At 73.8% G+C, this 20,723-nt stretch carries 16 protein-coding genes; 13 read left to right on the forward strand and 3 right to left on the reverse strand.

The window, feature by feature from the left end:
• Window positions 1-627 precede the first annotated feature (627 nt).
• Window positions 628-1,512, forward strand: a complete 885-nt coding sequence (locus ABH925_RS31275; protein WP_370153530.1) for a hypothetical protein — start codon at window positions 628-630, stop codon at window positions 1,510-1,512.
• 116 nt (window positions 1,513-1,628) lie between these two features.
• On the opposite strand, the gene ABH925_RS31280 is transcribed toward ABH925_RS31275, so the two are convergent.
• The gene (locus tag ABH925_RS31280; protein ID WP_370153452.1) at window positions 1,629-2,969 is read right to left on the reverse strand and encodes a DUF1015 family protein; all 1,341 of its coding nucleotides are present in this window, start codon (window positions 2,967-2,969) and stop codon (window positions 1,629-1,631) included.
• 73 nt (window positions 2,970-3,042) lie between these two features.
• Here ABH925_RS31280 and ABH925_RS31285 point away from each other — a divergent pair, with 73 nt between their 5' ends.
• Together ABH925_RS31285 and ABH925_RS31290 are read left to right on the forward strand one after the other, a co-directional pair.
• Window positions 3,043-3,504 (forward strand): tetratricopeptide repeat protein, encoded by a 462-nt coding sequence (locus ABH925_RS31285; protein ID WP_370153454.1) that lies wholly within the window; start codon window positions 3,043-3,045, stop codon window positions 3,502-3,504.
• 4 nt (window positions 3,505-3,508) lie between these two features.
• Window positions 3,509-4,537, forward strand: a complete 1,029-nt coding sequence (locus tag ABH925_RS31290; protein WP_370153455.1) for an HAD-IIA family hydrolase — start codon at window positions 3,509-3,511, stop codon at window positions 4,535-4,537.
• A gap of 64 nt (window positions 4,538-4,601) precedes the next feature.
• On the opposite strand, the gene ABH925_RS31295 is transcribed toward ABH925_RS31290, so the two are convergent.
• Window positions 4,602-4,949, reverse strand: coding sequence for a sterol-binding protein (locus ABH925_RS31295; protein WP_370153456.1), 348 nt, complete (start codon window positions 4,947-4,949; stop codon window positions 4,602-4,604).
• Between the two features lie 184 nt (window positions 4,950-5,133).
• Between ABH925_RS31295 and ABH925_RS31300 the strand changes: the two genes are divergently transcribed.
• The 6 genes from ABH925_RS31300 to ABH925_RS31325 all read left to right on the forward strand — a co-directional run bounded on the left by ABH925_RS31300 (window position 5,134) and on the right by ABH925_RS31325 (window position 11,877).
• A complete protein-coding gene (locus ABH925_RS31300) occupies window positions 5,134-6,390 on the forward strand; it encodes a hypothetical protein (RefSeq protein ID WP_370153458.1) in 1,257 nt (418 codons plus the stop codon).
• Window positions 6,383-6,652, forward strand: a complete 270-nt coding sequence (locus tag ABH925_RS31305) for a hypothetical protein (protein WP_370153459.1) — start codon at window positions 6,383-6,385, stop codon at window positions 6,650-6,652. Before ABH925_RS31300 ends, ABH925_RS31305 begins: the two co-directional genes overlap by 8 nt.
• Window positions 6,653-6,659: 7 nt before the next feature.
• Complete coding sequence (locus tag ABH925_RS31310; RefSeq protein WP_370153460.1) at window positions 6,660-7,472, forward strand: TlyA family RNA methyltransferase; 813 nt, start codon at window positions 6,660-6,662, stop codon at window positions 7,470-7,472.
• 105 nt (window positions 7,473-7,577) lie between these two features.
• Window positions 7,578-8,474: an NAD kinase gene (locus ABH925_RS31315; RefSeq protein WP_370153462.1), complete on the forward strand. Its 897-nt coding sequence runs from the start codon at window positions 7,578-7,580 to the stop codon at window positions 8,472-8,474.
• Window positions 8,475-8,879: 405 nt separating this feature from the next.
• Complete coding sequence (gene recN / locus ABH925_RS31320) at window positions 8,880-10,610, forward strand: DNA repair protein RecN (RefSeq protein WP_370153532.1); 1,731 nt, start codon at window positions 8,880-8,882, stop codon at window positions 10,608-10,610.
• Between the two features lie 118 nt (window positions 10,611-10,728).
• On the forward strand, window positions 10,729-11,877 hold the full coding sequence (locus ABH925_RS31325) for a glycosyltransferase family 4 protein (RefSeq protein ID WP_370153464.1): 1,149 nt from the start codon (window positions 10,729-10,731) through the stop codon (window positions 11,875-11,877).
• Window positions 11,878-11,940: 63 nt separating this feature from the next.
• On the opposite strand, the gene ABH925_RS31330 is transcribed toward ABH925_RS31325, so the two are convergent.
• Window positions 11,941-13,854, reverse strand: coding sequence for a glycoside hydrolase family 15 protein (locus tag ABH925_RS31330; RefSeq protein WP_370153466.1), 1,914 nt, complete (start codon window positions 13,852-13,854; stop codon window positions 11,941-11,943).
• Between the two features lie 423 nt (window positions 13,855-14,277).
• Here ABH925_RS31330 and ABH925_RS31335 point away from each other — a divergent pair, with 423 nt between their 5' ends.
• From ABH925_RS31335 to ald, 4 genes are all read left to right on the forward strand, one after another.
• Window positions 14,278-15,963: a CTP synthase gene (locus tag ABH925_RS31335; protein ID WP_370153467.1), complete on the forward strand. Its 1,686-nt coding sequence runs from the start codon at window positions 14,278-14,280 to the stop codon at window positions 15,961-15,963.
• A 141-nt stretch (window positions 15,964-16,104) separates the two neighbouring features.
• A complete protein-coding gene (locus ABH925_RS31340) occupies window positions 16,105-16,749 on the forward strand; it encodes an NUDIX domain-containing protein (RefSeq protein ID WP_370153469.1) in 645 nt (214 codons plus the stop codon).
• 61 nt (window positions 16,750-16,810) lie between these two features.
• Window positions 16,811-19,273, forward strand: coding sequence for a hypothetical protein (locus tag ABH925_RS31345; protein ID WP_370153471.1), 2,463 nt, complete (start codon window positions 16,811-16,813; stop codon window positions 19,271-19,273).
• 239 nt (window positions 19,274-19,512) lie between these two features.
• A complete protein-coding gene (gene ald / locus ABH925_RS31350) occupies window positions 19,513-20,628 on the forward strand; it encodes an alanine dehydrogenase (RefSeq protein WP_370153472.1) in 1,116 nt (371 codons plus the stop codon).
• Window positions 20,629-20,723: the final 95 nt, after the last annotated feature.

Consider the following 20,723-nt stretch of genomic DNA (forward strand, 5'->3'; position numbering starts at 1 on the left):
TCCTCCGGTGGTGGGTTCCGTCGTGACGACCGCCCTTCGGGTGGTGGTTTCAACCGTGACGACCGTGGCCCGCGCCGCGACGACCGCCCCTCCGGTGGCGGCTTCCGTCGTGACGACCGGCCGTCCGGTGGTGGTTACAGCCGCGATGACCGGCCGCGCAGCTTCAACCGTGACGACCGCCCCTCCGGCGGCGGCTTCAACCGCGACGACCGTGGTCCGCGTCGTGACGACCGTCCCTCCTCCGGTGGCGGTTTCCGTCGTGACGACCGCCCTTCGGGTGGCGGGTTCAACCGTGACGACCGTGGGCCGCGTCGGGACGACCGTCCCTCCTCCGGTGGTGGGTTCCGTCGTGACGACCGCCCCTCCGGTGGCGGCTTCAACCGCGATGACCGTGGCCCGCGCCGCGACGACCGCCCCTCCGGTGGCGGCTTCCGTCGTGACGACCGCCCCTCCGGTGGCGGCTTCAACCGCGATGACCGTGGTCCGCGCCGGGACGACCGTCCCTCCTCCGGCGGTTACAGCCGGGACGACCGTGGCGATGAGCGTCGCGCTGAGCCGGTTCGCCGGCTGCCGATCGACGAGGACGTCACCGGTCAGGAGATCGACGCTGACGTCAAGCAGGAGCTGATGAGCCTGCCGAAGACGCTCGCCGAGGATGTCGCCAAGAACCTCGTGATGGTGGCGCGTCTGCTCGACACCGAGCCGGAGGAGGCCTACGCCTACTCCCGGGTGGCGCTGCGTCTGGCGTCGCGGGTCGCGGCCGTGCGTGAGGCCGCCGGCTTCGCCTCGTATGTGACGGAGCGTTACTCCGAGGCGCTGACCGAGTTCCGCGCCTCGCGCCGGATGACCGGTTCGGCGGACCTGTGGCCGGTCATGGCCGACTGCGAGCGTGGTCTCGGGCGGCCGGAGCGGGCGCTGGAGATGGCCGGGGCGCCCGAGGTGAAGCAGCTGGACAAGGCCGGGCAGATCGAGATGCGTCTGGTCGCGGCCGGCGCGCGCAGCGACATGGAGCAGTTCGACGCCGCTGTGGTCACGCTGGAGTGCCCCGAGCTGGGCTCGAACTCCGTGCAGCCGTGGACCGCCCGACTGCGTTACGCCTACGCCGACGCGCTGATCGCGGCCGGTCGTGAGGGCGAGTCGCGGGAGTGGTTCGCCAAGGCCGCCGAGGCGGACCATGACGGGACGACCAACGCCGCCGAGCGCCTGGCCGAGATCGACGGGATCGAGTTCGTCGACGCCCTGGACCCGGAGATCGAGGTCGAAGACGACGAGGACGAGGACGTCCGGGATGTCGAGAGCGGCCACGTCGACGACGAGGACGACGACGAGGACGACGACGACGTCGAGGACCAGCACGGCGAGGAGTTCGCTGCCGGCGGCGGCGAGGACTACTACGACGACGATGACGAAGAGGACGAGGAGGAGGGCTACACCGCCCCCTCGAACGGCCCCTCTGCCGCGAGCCCGTTCCTGGAGCGTCCGGACGACCAGGAGCAGCACCCGCAAACCTGATCCGGCCACCGGATGACTCCACCGCATGACCACTCTGCCCGCACCGGGATCCCCGGTGCGGGCAGAGTCGTTTCCGGCGTGGCCCAGCAGGCCGCGGTGGTCGGCAGCAGCGGCGCTCAGCCCAGCAGCAGGCTGCGCAGGACCAGACCGGTGGCCGGCTTGGGGCCGAAGGAGGTGGACTTGCGGGGCATGGTCACGCCCTGTTCCGCGAGCCTGCGGACGACGCCCTCCTCGACCGGGTGCAGCAGTACCGCTGTGCCGTCGCAGCGTTCCGCCTCGCGTACCGCGGCCGAGGTGTCGTGCAGGTAGCCGATGTGCTCGGGGGAGTCGGGGATGTGCCAGACCTCGTCGAAGAGGACGGAGTGCAGCACGGTCGCGTCGAGGCGCCGGTACTCGTCGGGGCGGTCGACCGGGACGGCGGCGTCCAGGGTGGTCTTGTCCGGGCCGGTGAGCAGCCGGAACTGGCCGTCGCCGGCGAGGACGAAGGCGTTCTCGCCGCGTGCCTTGGCATCCGCCAGCGCGTGCAGCGCGTCGTCCTGGTCACCGTGCAGGGGCGTCACCTCCCAGGCGTGGCCGAGTGCCGAGAGTGCCTTGGCGACCGGGAGCTGGTGCAGCACGCGATGGATGGCGCGGACCCGCAGCGGGTAGCGGGCGGTGTCCACCAGCAGCACCATGCCCCGGTCCCAGGGGCTGTGGGCCAGGTAGCGGTGTTCGCGCTGGAGCCGCAGGTACATTGCCCAGCGGTGGTGCCCGTCGGCGATGAGCGCGCGGCAGGTGGCCAGGTCGGCGCTGATCGCGGCGAGCTCGGCCGGGTCGGTGACGGACCACAGCCGATGGGTGGTGCCGTCGCTGGTGGTCGTGGTGAGTAGCGGGGTGGTGAGCGCGGCGCGTTCGATGACGCCCGCCGCGCCGCCGTCGCCCCGGTAGGTGAGCAGCAGCGGTTCCAGGTTGGCCTTGGTGGTCCGCATCAGGCCGACCCGGTCGGCGACCGGGCGGGGCATCACGTCCTCGTGCGGCAGGACCACGCCGGCCTTGGCGTCGCTGACGGCGAGGGCGCCGATCAGTCCGCGCTGCAGGGTGCCGCCCTGGTCGGGTGGTGACTGCTGCTCGTAGACGTAGAGCGCGGCGGACGGGTCGGCGGCGAGCACGCCGTTGCGCTGCCAGTCGGCCAGCAGGCGCGCGGCCCTGCGGTAGCCGCTCTCGGCGGTGGGCGTGGGACGGGGCAGGATCAGGCGCACCACGTTGTGCGGGTCGCCGGTCTCCAGCCGCAGCCGGCCGTCCGCATCGACCACGTCGTACGGCGGCGAGGTCACGGCCGCGAGCGAGCTCACCCGCTCCGGGTCATAGCGGAGGCCCCGGAACGGGGCAAGGGAAAGGCCGGCGGCGGCCACGCGCCCCGCGTCGCCGTACCGAAAATCAGCTGAGTCGTCTGCACTGACTGCTCTCACCCTGGGCATGTTAACCGGGTATGCCCTGTTGGCATGATCGGGAATGCATACCGCAGGGGGACTTCGGTGGATTGGGGCGGAGATGAGGGAGCGGACACGGAGCGACGAGGGCACTCCGGCCGGGGAGGTCTACGACTGGTTCCGCCGTGGTGGGGAACTGCTGGCGGCCGGGCATCCGGGCGCCGCGGAGCAGTTGCTGGCCCGTGCGGCGGCGGCCGAACCGGAGTCGAGAGCGATCCGGGAGATGCTGGCCAGAGCACAGTTCGACGCGGGTTCCTACGCCGCCGCGCTGGAGAACTTCCGGGCGGTGGCGCTGGCCGATCCCTCGGACGACTACGCGCAGTTCGGCTGGGGCCTGGCGGCGGCGCGGCTGCGGGACTTCGAGACCTCGGCGGAGCATCTCGCCCTGGCGGTGGCGATGCGTCCGGGCTCGGAGCACTACCGGGCGGCCCTGCGGCAGACCCGGGCCACCCTGAAGGCCCGGGCCGGCGGGTTCGGTACGGTCGGGGCTGAGCAGGACCAGAGGAACGACCCGGACCACTAGGAAGATGTGTGCGATGCCTGAGCTTCCCGAGCAGCCGCTCTACCGGATCTATGACACGGCCCTGCTCGACCTGGACGGCGTGGTCTATGCCGGGCCGCGGGCGATCGACCACGCGGTGGAGTCGCTGGAGCAGGCGCGGGCGGGCGGGATGCGGCTGGCGTATGTGACCAACAACGCCTCGCGCACGCCGCAGACGGTGGCGGCGCACCTGACCGAGCTGGGTGTCGCCGCCGAGCCCGGTGACGTGATCACCTCGGCCCAGGCGGCGGCGCGGCTAGTGGCCGGGAAGGTGCCCGAGGGCGCGGCGGTGCTGGTCATCGGCGGAGAGGGGCTGATGGAGGCGGTCCGTGAGCGCGGACTGCGCCCGGTGCGTTCGCTGGACGACGACCCCGCCGCCGTGGTCCAGGGTTACGACCCGACGGTGGGGTGGCAGCAACTCGCGGAGGCCTCCTACGCGGTGGCGCGCGGGCTGCCGTGGGTGGCCTCGAACACCGACCTGACCATCCCCACCGCGCGGGGCACGGCGCCGGGCAACGGGACGCTGGTCGCGGCGGTGCGGACGGCGACCGGGGTGGAGCCGGAGGTCGCGGGCAAGCCGCTGCCGCCGATGCACCGGGAGACGGTGCTGCGGACCGGCGCGCGGCGGCCGCTGGTGGTCGGCGACCGGCTGGACACCGACATCGAGGGCGCCTTCAACGGCGGCGTGGACAGCCTGCTGGTCTTCACCGGGGTGAGCCGTCCCGAGGAGCTGCCCGAGGCGCCGGCCCGGTTCCGGCCGACCTATGTGGCCGCCGACCTGCGCGGACTGCTGCGGGTGCAGCCGGAGCTGTTGGCTGGTGCGGACGGTTCGCACAGCTGCGGCGGCTGGACGGTGACCGTCCGGGACGGTGCGCTGCGCATCGACGCGAAGCGCGGCGAGGACCCCTACGACGGCCTGCGGGCGCTGTGCGCGACGGCCTGGGCGGCGGCGGACGCGGCGGACGGTGCGACGCCCAAGTGGCGCGAGGCGCTCGCCGAGCTGGGCCTCGCCTGAGCCCGGGCAGGGCGGGGCGCTGTGCGGCGGTGCCGGCGGGTGCCCGCGGGTGCCGGCGGGTGGGTCAGAGCAGGGTGCGGAGCTGGAGCAGGTCGCGGATGCCCGCCTCCAGCTTGACCCGGCCGGTGGCCCACGCGGAGGCGAAGTTCAGCCGTCCGCCGACCAGGGCCACCAGGTCGTCACCGGACATCGCGAGCCGGATCTGCGCCCGCTCGGCGGGACGGCCGGGGGCCTCGGTGACCTCGGTGATGTGGCCGCCGCGCAGGCGTCCGCTGAAGGTCAGGTCCAGGTCGGTGATCCAGCAGGTGAGCGAGCGGTCCATGGCGGCCGCGCTGCGGATGTCCCCGTTGGCCTTGCCGAGGTTCTCGCTGAGCTGTTCCAGTGCCGCGCGGCACTCGGCGGGGGTGGCCATGGTGCGGTGTGCTCCTGACGCTGGGGGACGGGTCGGCTGGTAGCTGCGACGCTACCGCAGCGGCGCTGATGCGCGACCGGGCACGGTGAAGCGGTAGCGTCGTCCTGGGACGCCGATGTGACGGACGGTACGGGCAACAGCACGGGGACAGTACGGACGGTCGTACGGAAGAGGGAGAAGCCGGATGCTCGACACGCTGCGGGACACGCTCAGGATCGCGGCGCAGGTGGGCGCCGGGGCGGTGGGGGAGGCCCGGCGCCGGGCCGAGGGCGCCGCCCGCGAGCTGCTGGAGCTGGCCGGGCTGGACCCGGACGAGTTGGCCGCGAAGGTGCCCGTGCCGGTCCAGGTGGTCGCCGGTGCGGTGCGCGCGGAGGCGGACCGGGCCTGGGGCAGGCTGGGCGACGGTGTGGTGCAGGTCGGCGTGGTGCTGGAGTTCCTCGAACAGCAGGTGCGGCAGTTGCAGGGCGGCGGCGACTCCGCCCCGGCTGCCCCCGCCCCTGCGGCGGAGCGCGAGCAGCCGTCCGCCCGTGCCGAGCAGGCGTTCCCGTCCCCCCGGCGCCGTACGTCGGCCGGGCCCCGCCCGGTGCGGGTCGTCGTGGACGAGGACACCGACGAGACCAGCGCGGCCGCGCGGCGGCGTGCGGCGGTGCCCGGGATGAAGAAGGCGGCGGAGCGCCGTGCCGCCGCGGCCGGTGACGGGCACGAGCCCAAGCCCGGCGCGGCCAGGGCCGCGGTCGCGGCGGACGCCCACACTGTGGCGCGCCCGCACGCGAAGCCCGCGCCCGCCACCGAGGACGCAGTGGCCACCGAGGCCCCTGCCCCAGCTCCGGTGACCAGGAAGGCCAGCGCGGCAAAAGCCACCACGGCGGTGAAGAAGCCCACCGCGGTGAAGCAGACGACTACGGCGAGGAAGACCGCCGTGACGAAGAAGGCTACGGCAGTCGAGGCGTCCGCCGCTGAGCAGGTCATAGCCAAGAAGACGGCCGCGAAGAAGGCGACGGTCCGGAATGCCGCCACGCCGACGTCGACCGGCGAGGCCGCGTCGCCGACGACGGCTCCCGCGAAGCCCGCCACCGCGCGGAAGGCCACGGCCAAGCCCGCCGCCGCGAAGCCCGCCACCGCGCGGAAGGCCACGGCCAAGCCCGCCACAGCGCAACCCGCCACCGCGCGGAAGGCCACAGCCAAGCCCGCCGCCGCGAAGCCCGCCACCGCGCGGAAGGCCACGGCCAAGCCCGCCACAGCGCAACCCGCCACCGCGCGGAAGGCCACAGCCAAGCCCGCCGCCGCAAAGGAGGCCCCTGCCGCGAAGAAGGCCACCGTCGAGGAGGCCCCGGCGAAGAAGGCCCCCGCCAGGAAGGCCCCCGCCAGGAAGGCGGCGGTGCCGGAGACGCAGGCTCCGGCGGCCGGTGGGCTCGCATCGGGCGGGGTCGGCGATGAGTGAGTCCGGGGCGGTGCCCGAGGCTGTGCAGCCTCCGGCGCCGGTGGAGACGGGGCATGCGCGGGTGGACGCCGCGCTCGCGGCCCTCGCCGAGCTGGAGGGCGTGCCGGTCGACGCTCACGCCGGGGTGTTCGAGGGCGTGCACGAGGCCCTCCGCACCACGTTGTCCGCGCTGGACGAGCCCGGCCCGGGCGGCCCGCGGCCCACGCCGCAGCCCGCCCCGCAACCCAACCACCGTCCGTACGACCCGAATCGCAGGAGCTGAACCGCACGTGGCAGTCGCACGACGGCGTCTTGACGCCGAGTTGGTCCGTCGCAACCTGGCCCGTTCGCGGGAGCACGCCAGCGAGCTCATCGCCGCGGGGCGGGTGAGCGTGGGCGGCGCGACCGCGACGAAGCCCGCTACGCAGGTGGAGACCTCCGCGGCCGTCGTGGTCGCGAAGGACGAGAACGACCCCGACTACGTGTCCCGGGGCGGCCACAAGCTGGCCGGCGCGCTTGCCGCGTTCGTCCCGGCCGGCCTGGCGGTGGAGGGGCGGCGCTGCCTGGACGCGGGGGCGTCCACCGGCGGGTTTACCGACGTGCTGCTGCGCGCCGGGGTCCGCGAGGTGCTGGCGGTGGATGTCGGCTACGGCCAGCTCGCCTGGTCGCTGCAGAGCGACGACCGGGTGACGGTGATGGACCGGACCAACGTGCGCGAGCTGACGGTGGAGCAGATCGGCGGGGTGCCGGTGGACCTGGTGGTGAGCGACCTGTCGTTCATCCCGCTGGGCCTGGTGCTGCCCGCGCTCGCCGCCTGCACCGCTCCGGACGGCGACCTGGTGCTGATGGTCAAGCCGCAGTTCGAGGTCGGCAAGGAGCGGCTCGGCAGCGGCGGCGTGGTGCGCAGCCCGCAGCTGCGCCGGGAGATGATCGAGAAGGTGGCCGGGCAGGGGGCTGCCGTGGGACTGGGCGTGCGCGGGGTGACCGCGAGTCCGCTGCCGGGGCCGTCCGGGAACGTCGAGTACTTCCTGTGGTTCCGGCGCGGCGCCGAGCCGCTGGATCCGGCCGAGGCGCAGCGTGCCGTCGCGGAGGGCCCGCAGTAGCGGTACGCGGCGGCGGCCAGCAGGTAGGGTCGAGGTTCTTCATGACAAACCCGAGGGGGAGGCGCGGCCCGGCCGAGGTCGTCCTGGCACGCGCTGGAGGATCAGATGACTGACCGTACGGTCTTCCTGCTCGCGCACACCGGTCGCGAGGAGGCGTTGCAGAGCGTCGAGTGCCTGGTCGAAGGGCTGTTGAAGGCGGGGATCCGGGTGCGCGTGCTCGCGGCCGAGGCCCCGGACATGGGCTTCCCCGCCGGTGTGGAAGCAGTGCCGACCGGGCCTGGGGCGGTCGAGGGCTGTGAGCTGATCATGGTTCTGGGCGGCGACGGCACCCTGCTGCGCGGCGCGGAGCTGTCCCGGGCGTCGGGAGTGCCGATGCTCGGGGTCAACCTGGGCCGGGTGGGCTTCCTGGCCGAGGCGGAGCGCGACGACCTGCAGAAGGTCGTCGAGCGCGTGGTGGCCAGCGACTACGCGGTCGAGGAGCGGATGACCCTGGACGTGCTGGTGCGCACCGACGGGAAGATCGTGCACCAGGACTGGGCGCTGAACGAGGCCTCGGTGGAGAAGGCGTCCCGCGAGCGCATGATCGAGGTGGTGACCGAGGTCGACGGGCGCCCGGTGTCCACCTTCGGCTGCGACGGGGTGGTCTGCGCCACACCGACCGGGTCGACGGCGTACGCGTTCTCGGCCGGCGGGCCGGTGGTCTGGCCGGAGGTGGAGGCGCTGCTGATGGTGCCGATCAGTGCCCACGCGCTCTTCGCCAAGCCGCTGGTGACCTCGCCGGACTCGGTGCTCGCGGTCGAGGTGCAGCAGAAGACCCCGCACGGGGTGCTCTGGTGCGACGGCCGCCGGACGGTCGAACTGCCGCCCGGGGCACGGGTGGAGGTGCGTCGTGGGCGCACGCCGGTACGGCTGGCCCGGCTGCACCGGGCGCCGTTCACCGACCGGCTGGTGGCCAAGTTCGCACTCCCGGTCACCGGCTGGCGCGGCGCCGCGAACCGCTGAGCGGCTGCGCCGGGCAGAGCCGGGCGGTGCGGCGGGGCCCGAACCGCTGAGCGGCGTGGCGATGCCTGAACCGTTGGGCGGTGCGGCGGTGCCCGAACCGCTGGGCGGCGTGGCGGTGTCTGAACTGGTCGGTGGTGCGGCGGCGAACTGTTGCGCGGGAGTGTGTGAACTGCTGGTCGGTGGGGTGGAGCGACGCGGTTCCGCTGGGGCGCGGAGCGCCCGGGAGCGGTGCGGCTTGGCCGTGCCCCGCGTTCGACCACTACGCTCAGTCCTGATGCCGGACAGGCGGGAGCCCTCAGCTCCCCGGAATTCTCCCCAGAGGGGCCAGTGAGCACTCACCGAGAGGACCAGGTGCAGGTCGACAGCACTGGGCTCGACAGTACGCCGCGCCCCCGCCTGGAGGAGATGCGGATACGCGCCCTGGGAGTGATCGAGGACGCCGTCGTCGAGCTGTCCCCGGGCTTCACCGTCGTGACCGGCGAGACCGGCGCGGGCAAGACCATGGTGGTGACCAGCCTGGGTCTGCTGTGCGGCGGCCGGGCCGATCCCGGCCTGGTCCGCAACGGCGCCGAGCGGGCGGTGGTGGAGGGCCGGGTGGCGCTCGCCGCGGACTCCCCGGCCGCGCTGCGGGCCATCGAGGCGGGCGCCGAGCTGGACGAGGGCACGCTGCTGATCAGCCGCACCGTCTCGGCCGAGGGCCGGTCGCGGGCGCACGTCGGCGGCCGTTCGGTCCCGGTGAGCCTGCTGGCGACGCTGGGCGAGGACCTGATCGCCGTACACGGGCAGACCGACCAGCAGCGGCTGCTGCAGCCGGCCCGCCAGCGCGGCGCCCTGGACCGCTACGCCGGGGACACCGTGTCGGTGCCGCTGGGCGAGTACCAGACCGCCTACCGCCGGCTGCGCGAGGTCAGCGCGCTGCTGGACGAGCTGACCACCCGGGCCAGGGAACGGGCGCAGGAGGCCGACCTGCTGCGCTTCGGCCTGGACGAGGTCGCCGCGGCCGAGCCGCTCGCCGACGAGGACGTGCAGCTGGCCGCCGAGTCCGAGCGGCTGGGGCACGCCGACGCGCTGTCCTCCGCCGCCACCCAGGCGCACGCCGCACTGGCCGGCGAGCCGTCCGAGCCGGACGCGGTGGACGCCGGGACGCTGCTGGCGCAGTCGCGGCGCGCGCTGGAGTCCGTGCGCGGCCACGACCCCCGGCTGGCCGCGCTCGCGGACCGGCTCGGCGAGGTGGGCTACCTGCTCTCCGACATCGCCCAGGACCTGGCCGGCTACGCGGACGACCTGGACGCCGACCCGGCCCGGCTCGCGGCCGTCGAGGAGCGCCGCGCGGTGCTGGCGCACCTGGTCCGCAAGTATGCAAACAGCGCTGCCGGCGCTGCCGGGAGCGCGGACGGCGGCCTCGCGCAGGTGCTGGCCTGGGCGGAGACCGCCTCGGTACGGCTGCTGGAGCTGGACGGGGACGACGACCGGATCAGTGCTCTCGAATCGGAGCAGGAGTCGCTGACGGAAGCGGTGTCCGCGCTGGCCGCCCAGCTCACCGCCGCGCGCTACGACGCCGCGGAGAAGTTCGCCGAGGCCGTCACCGCCGAGCTGACCGAGCTGGCCATGCCGCACGCGCGGGTCAGCTTCGGCATCACCGCCACCCCCGAGTTCGGCCCCTACGGCGCGGACGAGGTCGAGGTGCTGCTGGCCCCGCACCCGGGCGCGCCGCCGCGTCCGATCGCCAAGGGCGCGTCCGGTGGCGAGCTGTCGCGGGTGATGCTGGCGGTGGAGGTGGTGTTCGCGGGTGTGGACCCGGTCCCCACCTACCTGTTCGACGAGGTCGACGCCGGCGTCGGCGGCAAGGCGGCGGTCGAGGTCGGCCGCCGGCTGGCCCGGCTGGCCCGTACCTCGCAGGTCGTGGTGGTCACCCACCTGCCGCAGGTGGCCGCGTTCGCGGACCGGCACCTGGTGGTGGAGAAGACCGTCGACGGCACGGTCACCCGCAGCGGCGTCACCACGCTCAACGACGCCGAACGGGTCCGCGAGCTGTCCCGGATGCTGGCCGGGCTGGAGGACTCCGAGCTGGGCCGCGCCCACGCCGAGGAACTGCTGGCCGCCGCCCGTACCCACGGCGTTCCTCCGAACGGGTGAGCCGGGGACAGCCGGTTCCGGACCCGCACCGGGCCGACTGTCCAAGACCCCGCCTGAGCTGGCATCGTGGAGCCGCCCGGACCGCCCGGGGCGGATCGAGAGGGAGACGACGCAGACCGTGGAGCACAGCGCCGCCGCCGCGACGGCCCCCACCGGCCAGCTGCACGCCGTCCTGGTGCTGGCCGGCAGCTCGGGCGGCATCGGCACGCACGTCCGCTCGCTGGCCCAGGGGCTGACCGCGCACGGCCTGGAGGTCACCGTCTGCGGTCCGGCCGAGACGGACCAGCTGTACGGCTTCTCGGCGACCGGCGCCCGCTTCCACCCGGTCGAGATCACCCCCTCCCCGGGACCGCGCACCGACGCGGCGGCGGTCGGCGAGCTGCGCCGGGCCTTCGCCCGCGCCTCGCTGGTGCACGCGCACGGGCTGCGGGCCGCGCTGCTGTCCGATCTGGCGCTGCGCACCGCGCGGGCCGGCACCCCGCTGGTGGTGACCTCGCACCACGCCAACCTGGCGACCGGGGTGGAGCGGCGGCTGCTGCGGCTGATGGAACGCCGGGTGGCGCGCGCGGCGGACCTGCTGCTCGGCGCCTCCTCGGACCTGGTCAGCCGGGCCCGCGACCTGGGCGCGGCGGACGCCAGGCTCGGCCCGGTGGCGGCCCCGCCGCTGCCCGAACCGGCCCCGGGAGCCGACCGCGAGCGGACCCGGCGGGCCCTGCTCGGCCCGAAGGAGCGGCACGACCGCCCGATCGTGCTGGCCGTGGGCCGGCTGGTCCCGCAGAAGAACTTCCACCTGCTGCTGGACGCGGCCTCCGGCTGGCGCGGCGGAGAGGAACCGCTGCTGCTGATCGCGGGTGAGGGTCCGGAGCACAAGGCGCTGCGCTCCCGGATCAAGTCCGAGAAGCTGCGGGCGCGGCTGCTGGGCCATCGCTCCGACATCCCCGAACTCCTGGACGCCGCCGACCTGGTGGTGATCCCCTCGCGCTGGGAGGCCCGGTCCCTGGTCGCCCAGGAGGCGTTGCGGGCCGGGGTGCCGCTGGTGGCGACCTCGGTCGGCGGCCTGCCCGAACTCGTGGGCGACGCCGCGGTGCTGGTCCCGCCGTCGGACCCGACGGCGCTGGCCGCCGCGGTCTCCGCGCTGCTCGCGGACGCCCCGCGCCGCGCCGAACTCGCCCTGGCGGGCCCGGTCCAGGCCGCGACCTGGCCGGACGAGGCGGCCACCGTCGCGCTGGTGCTCAGCGTCTACGACGAACTCACCTCCACCGGCTGAGGTCCCCGGGCCGACGCCCGCCGGCGCGGGGCCGCACCGGGCCGGGCGGCCCGCCCGGGGGCGCTACATCTCCGGCAGCCCGCCGCAGGCGTTCAGCCGCAGGGCGGTGTCGATCAGCGGGACGTGGCTGAAGGCCTGCGGGAAGTTGCCGACCTGGCGCTGCAGCCGCGGGTCCCACTCCTCCGCGAGCAGGCCGACGTCGTTGCGGATCGCCAGCAGCCGCTCGAACAGGTCCCGGGCCTCGGACACCCGGCCGATCATCGCCAGGTCGTCGGCCAGCCAGAACGAGCAGGCCAGGAACGCGCCCTCGTCGCCGGGCAGCCCGTCCACGCCCTCCTCAAGCCCGCTGGTGGGGTAGCGGAGCACGAAGCCGTCGGGGGTCAGCAGCTCGCGCTGGATGGCCTCGATGGTGCCGATCACCCGCTTGTCGTCCGGCGGCAGGAAACCCACCTGGGGGATCAGCAGCAGCGCGGCGTCCAGCTCCTTGGAGCCGTAGGACTGGGTGAAGGTGTTGCGTTCCTGGTCGTAGCCGTTCTGGCAGACGTCCTCGTGGATCGCGTCGCGCAGCTCGCGCCAGCGCTCCAGCGGGCCCTCGTGCGGGGTCTCCTCGATCATGCGGATGGTGCGGTCCACCGCGACCCAGGCCATCACCTTGGAGTGCACGAAGTGCCGGCGCGGGCCGCGCACCTCCCAGATGCCCTCGTCGGGCTCGCGCCAGTGCTGCTCCAGGTAGCTGATCAGGCGCAGCTGCAGCAGGTGGGCGTGGTCGTTGCGGGCCAGTCCGGTCATGTGGGCCAGGTGCAGCGCCTCGACCACCTCGCCGTAGACGTCCAGCTGGAGCTGGTCGGCGGCGCCGTTGCCGATCCGGACCGGGGTGGAGCCCTCGTAGCCGGGGAGCCAGTCCAGGGTGGCCTCGGTCAGCTCCCGCTCGCCCGCGATCCCGTACATGATCTGCAGGTTCTCCGGGTCGCCGGCCACTGCGCGGAGCAGCCACTCGCGCCAGGCGCGGGCCTCGTCGCGGTAGCCGGTGCGCAGCAGCGAGGAGAGGGTGATCGCCGCGTCGCGCAGCCAGGTGAAGCGGTAGTCCCAGTTGCGCACGCCGCCGACGTCCTCGGGCAGCGAGGTGGTGGGGGCGGCCACGATGCCGCCGGTGGGGGCGTAGGTGAGGGCTTTGAGGGTGATCAGCGAACGGACCACGGCCTCCCGGTAGGGGCCCTGGTAGGTGCACTGGGAGGCCCAGTCCTGCCAGAACTCCTCGGTGGTGGCCAGTGCCTCCTCGGCGTCCGGCTGGTCCGGCGGGCCCAGGTGCGAGGGCTGCCAGGTGAGCGCGAAGGCGATGCGCTGGCCGGCCGCGACGGTGAAGTCGGCGTACGTGGTGAGGTTGCGGCCGTAGGTCTCGGCCTCGCCGTCGAGCCAGACCGAGTCGGGCCCGGCGACGGCGGCAGTGCGGATGGTGTCGCCGACCTCGACCTTGTGCACCCAGGGCACCACGCGTCCGTAGGAGAAGCGCATCCGCAGCGCGGACCGCATCCGGACCCGCCCGCTGACGCCCTCGACGATGCGGATGATCTGCGGGACCGCGCCGCGCTCGGGCAGCCCGCGCGGCGGCATGAAGTCGATCACCCGGACCGTGCCGCGGGAGGTCTCCCACTCCTGCTCCAGCACCAGCGAGTCGCCGCGGTAGCGGCGCCGGGTGGCCGGGGCGGCCGGGGCCGCGGCGGTGGGCGGCAGTATCCGGATCTCACCCGATTCGACGAAGTCAGGCAGGCCCTTGGCGGCGGCGCCCTGACCGGCCCCCAGCGGTTCGGCCGGGCCGATCCGCCAGAAGCCGTGCTCGTCGTTGCCGAGCAGCCCGGCGAAGACCGCCGGGGAGTCGAACCGGGGCAGGCACAGCCAGTCGATCGCCCCGTCCCTGCTGACCAGGGCGGCGGTCTGCATGTCGCCGATGAGTGCGTAGTCCTCGATGCGGGCGGCCACGTGGATCTCCAGTTCGCAAGGGACACGGCAGCGCCGGTGCGGGGAGTACGGAGGGGCTGGGGGGTTTCGCGGGGTTTCGGGTCCGGGGGGATGGTCCGGGAACGGGTGCCCGGGGGGCGGCCGCGGATCCGTCGGGGTCGGTCCGTCAGGGGGCGCGCCCGCGGTGACGTCGGTGTGGTTCCTGGTGAGGAACGCGTCCGTGCAGGATACGACGCCGACGCCGGTGGACGTGAACAGCCTGATCGCGGCGCGCCGCCGGACGGGTGAGCGGGGACGCGCGGGTCGGGTCGCTGATACCCTGGTACCCCGTGGACTGGTGCTAGGCACCGCCGCCAACCCACCCCCGACCCGACTGCGGGGGGACGGGTCCGGCCGCCACCGACGTTGAAGACGACTCGAAAACGCAACCACGGGAGCCCCCTCTTGGCACAGCCCCACGCCTCTGATCGTCACAGTGGCAGCACCCACCGGAGCAGTACGACGACCAAGCACCTCTTCGTCACCGGGGGCGTCGCCTCCTCGCTCGGCAAGGGGCTGACCGCCTCCAGCCTGGGGGCCCTGCTGAAGGCGCGCGGACTTCGGGTCACCATGCAGAAGCTCGACCCGTACCTCAACGTCGACCCCGGCACCATGAACCCGTTCCAGCACGGCGAGGTCTTCGTGACCGACGACGGCGCCGAGACGGACCTGGACATCGGTCACTACGAGCGGTTCCTGGACACCAACCTGCACGGTTCGGCGAACGTGACCACCGGCCAGGTGTACTCGACGGTCATCGCCAAGGAGCGCCGCGGCGAGTACCTGGGCGACACCGTCCAGGTCATCCCGCACATCACCAACGAGATCAAGTCCCGGATCCGCCGGATGGCCTCCGACGACGTCGACGTGGTGATCACCGAGGTGGGGGGCACCGTCGGTGACATCGAGTCGCTGCCGTTCCTGGAGGCGATCCGCCAGGTGCGGCACGAGGTCGGCCGGGACAACGTCTTCTTCGTCCATGTCTCGCTGCTGCCCTACATCGGCCCGTCCGGCGAGCTGAAGACCAAGCCCACCCAGCACTCGGTCGCCGCGCTGCGCAACATCGGCATCCAGCCGGACGCGATCGTGCTGCGCGCGGACCGCGAGGTGCCGCAGTCCATCAAGCGCAAGATCAGCCTGATGTGCGACGTCGACGAGGAGGCCGTGGTCGCGGCGATCGACGCCAAGTCGATCTACGACATCCCCAAGGTGCTCCACTCCGAGGGCCTGGACGCCTACGTGGTGCGCCGCCTCGACCTGGCCTTCCGCGACGTGGACTGGACCGTCTGGGACGACCTGCTGCGCCGGGTCCACGAGCCCGAGCACACCGTCAAGGTCGCGCTGGTCGGCAAGTACATCGACCTGCCGGACGCCTACCTGTCGGTGACCGAGGCGCTGCGGGCCGGCGGGTTCGCCAACCGTGCCAAGGTCGAGATCAAGTGGGTCACCTCGGACGACTGCAAGACCCCGGCCGGCGCCGAGGAGCAGCTCGGCGACGTCGACGCGATCTGCATCCCGGGCGGCTTCGGCGACCGGGGTGTGGACGGCAAGGTCGCGGCCATCACCTACGGCCGGGAGAAGAAGATCCCGCTGCTGGGGCTGTGCCTGGGCCTGCAGTGCGTGGTCATCGAGGCGGCGCGGAACCTGGCGGGGCTGCCGGAGGCCAACTCCACCGAGTTCGACCCGGCGGCGGCCCACCCGGTGATCTCCACCATGGCCGAGCAGCTGGAGATCGTGGACGGCAAGGGCGACCTGGGCGGCACGATGCGTCTTGGCCTGTACCCGGCGAAGCTCGCCGAGGGCTCGATCGTCCGCGAGGTGTACGGCGGCGAGCAGTACGTGGACGAGCGGCACCGGCACCGCTACGAGGTCAACAACTCGTACCGCAGCGAGCTGGAGAAGACCGGGCTGGTGTTCTCCGGGCTCTCCCCCAAGGGTGACCTGGTCGAGTACGTCGAGTACCCGCGCGAGGTCCACCCGTACCTGGTGGCCACCCAGGCCCACCCGGAGCTGAAGTCCCGCCCGACGCGTCCGCACCCGCTGTTTGCAGGGCTCATTGCGGCAGCAGTGAAGCGTCAGAACGGCGAGTAGCCACTGACCGCCCAAGGGGCGCGGGGCTCTGCTCGATCAACTGCGCGCGCTGCCAACCCTCTACGGAGGTGCATGGTTGGCAGCGCAGTTCCCCGCGCCCCTGTTGTTGTTCCCGTTTGCCCGAACGTGTGGAGGTCAGGGATGGCACAGACGATTGTCGATGTCGCGGAGGAGTGGCCGGTCACGGCCTCGCGGACGGCGTTCGCGGGGAAGATCTGGGACATCCGCACGGATGATGTGGTGATGCCCGACGGCGTCGCCACCGCGCGGGACTACCAGCAGCACCCCGGCGCGGTGGGGGTGCTCGCGCTGGACGAGCAGCGCCGGGCGCTGCTGGTGCGGCAGTACCGGCACCCGGTGCGCCAGCGGCTCTGGGAGCTGCCGGCCGGCCTGCTGGACGTGCCGGGGGAGAACCCGCTGCACGCCGCGCAGCGCGAGCTCTACGAGGAGGCCCACGCCAAGGCGGAGCACTGGCGGGTGCTGGTGGACCTCTACCCCACGCCCGGCGGCTCCTCCGAGGCGATCCGGGTGTTCGTGGCACAGGGCCTGGCCGAGGCCGACGGGGAGCGCTTCGAGGCCGAGCACGAGGAGCTGGACCTGCAGGTCGACCGGGTGGACCTGGACGAACTGGTGCGCCTGGTGCTGACCGGCTCGCTGCACAACGGCGCGCTGGTGTCGTCGGTGCTGGCGGCGAAGGCGGCGCTGGACGGCGGGGTCTTCGGCACGGCGGGCCTGGACGGCCTGCGGCCTGCCGACGCACCCTGGCCCGCGCGCCCGTTCGAGTGAGCGGCGGACGGACCCCGCCGAGGTACGGAGCCCGGCCGCCCCGGTGAACTACGCTGCGGTCGTGGCTGCACAGACGGCACGTCAGCAGGGGGCCCAGCTGCCCCAGGACCCGCCCTGCTTCACCGGGCGGCAGGCCGAGCTCGCCCAACTGCGCGACGAGGTGGTCCGTCCCGCGCTCGGCGACGCCGCCGGGCCCAGCCGGGTGCTGCTGGTCGCGGGCCGGCCGGGGTCGGGCCGCACCGCCCTCGCGGTGCGCTTCGCCCGCGGCATCGCGCCGGAGTACCCGGACGGCTGCTTCTTCGTGCGGATGGCCGAGGCGGAGGGCGCACCGGTGCCGGCCCACCGCGCGGCCCGGCAGCTGCTCGCCGCGCTGGGTCTGCCGTCCGCGACCCGCCCGCTGCGCGCCGGCCCGGACGCGCCCCAGCAGCCCGACCGTCACCCCGACCAGCGTTCCGGCCCGGCCCGGCCCGGCGTGGATCCCGCCGCCGGGTCCGCCATCAACCCCGCCGTCGGCCGTACCGACGGTTCGCCCGGAAGCCCGGCCGTCGCCTCCGCCGCTTCCGGCCGTCCCGGCATGGACCCCGCCACCCACCCCGCTGCCGGCCGCGGCGACGGTTCGCCCGGGAGCCCGGCCGTCGCTTCCACCGCTTCCGGCCGTCCCGGCGTGGATCCCGCTGCCGACCCCCGCGCCGACCCGGCGGCGGATCCGGACTGCGTCGCCCTGCGGGCAGCGCTCGTGTCGCGCCGGGTGCTGCTGGTACTGGACGACGTGAGCAGCGCGGACCAGGTGCGGGCGCTGCTGCCGGAGGCGCCCGGCTGCCTGCTGGTGGCGGTGACGGCGGGTCCGCTCACCGGACTCGCGGACGCGCGCCCGTGCGTGATCGGCGGCCTCGACCTCGCCGCCGCCACCTCGCTGCTGGCCGGGCTGGCGGGGGACACCCGGATCGTCTGCGACCCGGTGGCCGCGCGGGCCCTGGCGGAGGCGCTCGCCTGCCAGCCGACCGCGCTGCGGCTGATCGGCGGCTGGATGCGGGCCAGGCCCCGGGCCTCGGTCACCGACGGACTGCGGGTGATCGCGCAGACCGTACCGGCGGTGACCACCGTGCCGCAGGTGCGGCTGAGCAAGCGTCCCGGTGCGGCCGAACCGGGCGGCCCGGAGCCGCTGCGGCGGGCCTTCGACGTGGTGCACGGCGGTCTGCCAGCGCAGGCCGCCCGGCTGCTGCGGTTGCTGCTGCTCGCACCCGGGGGAGTCACCGAGCCCCGGACCGCCTCGGCGCTGCTGGGCTGCCCGGTGGACGCCGCCGCCGTGCACCTGGCCACCCTGGCCGAGCAGCAACTGCTGGCCGACGAACCGGGGGGCCGCTACCGGCTGCCCGGCTGCCTGCGGCCGCCGCTGGCCGAACTGCTGGCCGCCGACCGTCCGGGCGAGACCGAGCTGGCCAGGGCCCGGCTGCTGGAGCGGCTCACCCGGCTGCTCACCGCCTGCGTCCAGCTGCTGGCGCCCGGCGCGCCGGCGCCGGAACCGCTGCCGGGCCCGCTGCGCTTCGGCACCGCCGCCGAGGCCTGGCAGTGGCTGGACCAGGAGCTGCCCGTGCTCCGCGCTGCGGCGCGGGTCGCGGTCGGCGACGGGCGGCTGGACGGTCTGGCGATGCGGCTGGTCACCACGCTGGTTCGGGCGCTGCCGCTCTGGGCGGGCAGGGCGGACGCCGTCGCGGTGGAGCTGTTCGAGGGCCACTCGCTGATCCTGGAACTGTCCCTGCGGGCCGGGAAGCCGCGCCAGCAGGCGGCCGCCCTGGTGAACCTGGGCGATCTGCACGCCGCCGCGGCCGAGCACGAGCGGGCGCTGGCACGCTACCGCTCGGCGCTGGGACCGGCCCGGGCCGCGGACGACCAGATCGCGGTCGGCCGGATCCTGGAGGCGGTGGCCGGTGCCTACCGGGCCTCCGGAGACCTGGTGCGGGCCACCGACTGGTACGGCAGGGCGCTGGCGCTGCGGCGCAAGCGCGGTGAGCAGCGCGACGAGCTGCGGCTGCTGGGGCGGCTCGCCTCGGCCCGCACGGCGCAGGGGAAGCTGAACGACGCGCTGCGCGACTACCGGGCGGCGGTGGCGCTGCACCGGCGGCTGGGCGACGAGGGCGGCGCGGTGGGAGCGGCGCTGGGCGCGGCCCGGGTGCTGGAGCTCGGCGGGCGGGCCGAGCAGGCGCTGCAGACCCAGCGCGAGGCGCTGGGCTGGGCCCGGCAGGCCGGGGGGCGGTGGCCCGAACTGGTGCTGCTGCGGATGGCCGAGGTGCTGGAGCGGGCCGGGGACCCGGCCGGTGCGCGGGTGCACCGCGAGCAGGCGCTGCTGCTGGCGCAGCCGCCGGTGCAGCGGCGTCCCGAAGCGCACGGTCCCGAGGCGCACGGTCCCGAGGCGCACGGTCCCGAGGCGCGCGGTCCTGGGGCGCGTGGTCCCGAAGCGGACGGTGCGGAGGCGTACGGAGGGGACGTAAAGAACCGGGAAGAGCGCCCGATTTCTCCTGGTTAGGGATCATGTGAGTGATTTGGCAGTTTCGACTCGGTTCCTGAGTGTCAAGGGCTTGCAAGCCTACGAAACTGCCAATCGTTCTCAGAGAATTGGTCACATTGGAAGGCTGGCGCATCGCTGCGGCTTCATTACACTCGTAAGTGCCGCGACAAAGCCGTTCCTGGCACGCGGTCACCCGTCTGTTCACCCGTCGGCGTATCCGTCAGCGGGCCCCCCATGTGCAAGGGACGTGTTTAGCCGTGAAGGTCGGCATCCCCCGCGAGGTCAAGAACCACGAGTACCGCGTGGCCATCACGCCCGCCGGCGTGCACGAGCTGGTCCGCAACGGGCACCAGGTCTTCGTCGAGAACAACGCCGGCGTCGGCTCCTCCATCCCCAACGAGGAGTACGTCTCGGCAGGCGCCACCATCCTCGACACCGCTGACGAGGTCTGGGCGACCGCCGACCTCCTGCTCAAGGTCAAGGAGCCCATCGCGGAGGAGTACCACCGCCTCCGCAAGGGCCAGACCCTGTTCACCTACCTGCACCTCGCGGCCTCCCGCGAGTGCACCGACGCGCTGCTCGCGTCCGGCACCACCGCCATCGCCTACGAGACCGTGCAGCTCGCCAACGGCGCGCTGCCGCTGCTCGCCCCGATGTCCGAGGTGGCCGGCCGGCTCGCGCCGCAGGTCGGCTCGTACCACCTGATGCGCCCGGCCGGCGGCCGCGGCACGCTGCCCGGTGGCGTCCCCGGTACCCACCCCGCCAAGTGCGTGGTCATCGGCGGCGGCGTCTCCGGCTGGCACGCGGCCACCATCGCCATCGGCATGGGCTACGAGGTGACCCTGCTGGACCGCGACATCAACAAGCTGCGCGAGGCCGACCGGATCTTCGGCACGAAGATCAAGGCCATCGCCTCCAACGCCTTCGAACTGGAGAAGGCCGTGCTCGAGGCCGACCTGGTCATCGGCGCGGTGCTGATCCCCGGCGCCAAGGCCCCCAAGCTGGTCACCAACGAGCTGGTCTCGCGCATGAAGGCGGGCTCCGTGCTCGTCGACATCGCCATCGACCAGGGCGGCTGCTTCGAGGACTCCAAGCCGACCACGCACGCCGACCCGACCTTCCCGGTCCACAACTCGGTCTTCTACTGCGTGGCCAACATGCCGGGCGCGGTGCCCAACACCTCCACCTACGCGCTGACCAACGCGACGATGCCGTACATCGTCGAGCTGGCCAACCGCGGTTGGAAGGAGGCCTGCAGCCGTGACGCGGCGCTGGCCAAGGGCCTCAACGCGCACGAGGGTCAGCTGACCTACGCCTCCGTCGCCGAGGCGCACGGTCTGGACTCGGTCGACCTGGACGACGTGCTCGCCTGACCGACGGGTCGGGTCCGCTGAACGGGCGGGGTGTCACGGTTTGTACCGTGGCGCCCCGCCCTTCTCCATGTCGACACATCGTCAACACGAGCAGG

The organism is Streptacidiphilus sp. EB129 (genome assembly GCF_041262645.1).
Classification (GTDB): domain Bacteria; phylum Actinomycetota; class Actinomycetes; order Streptomycetales; family Streptomycetaceae; genus Streptacidiphilus.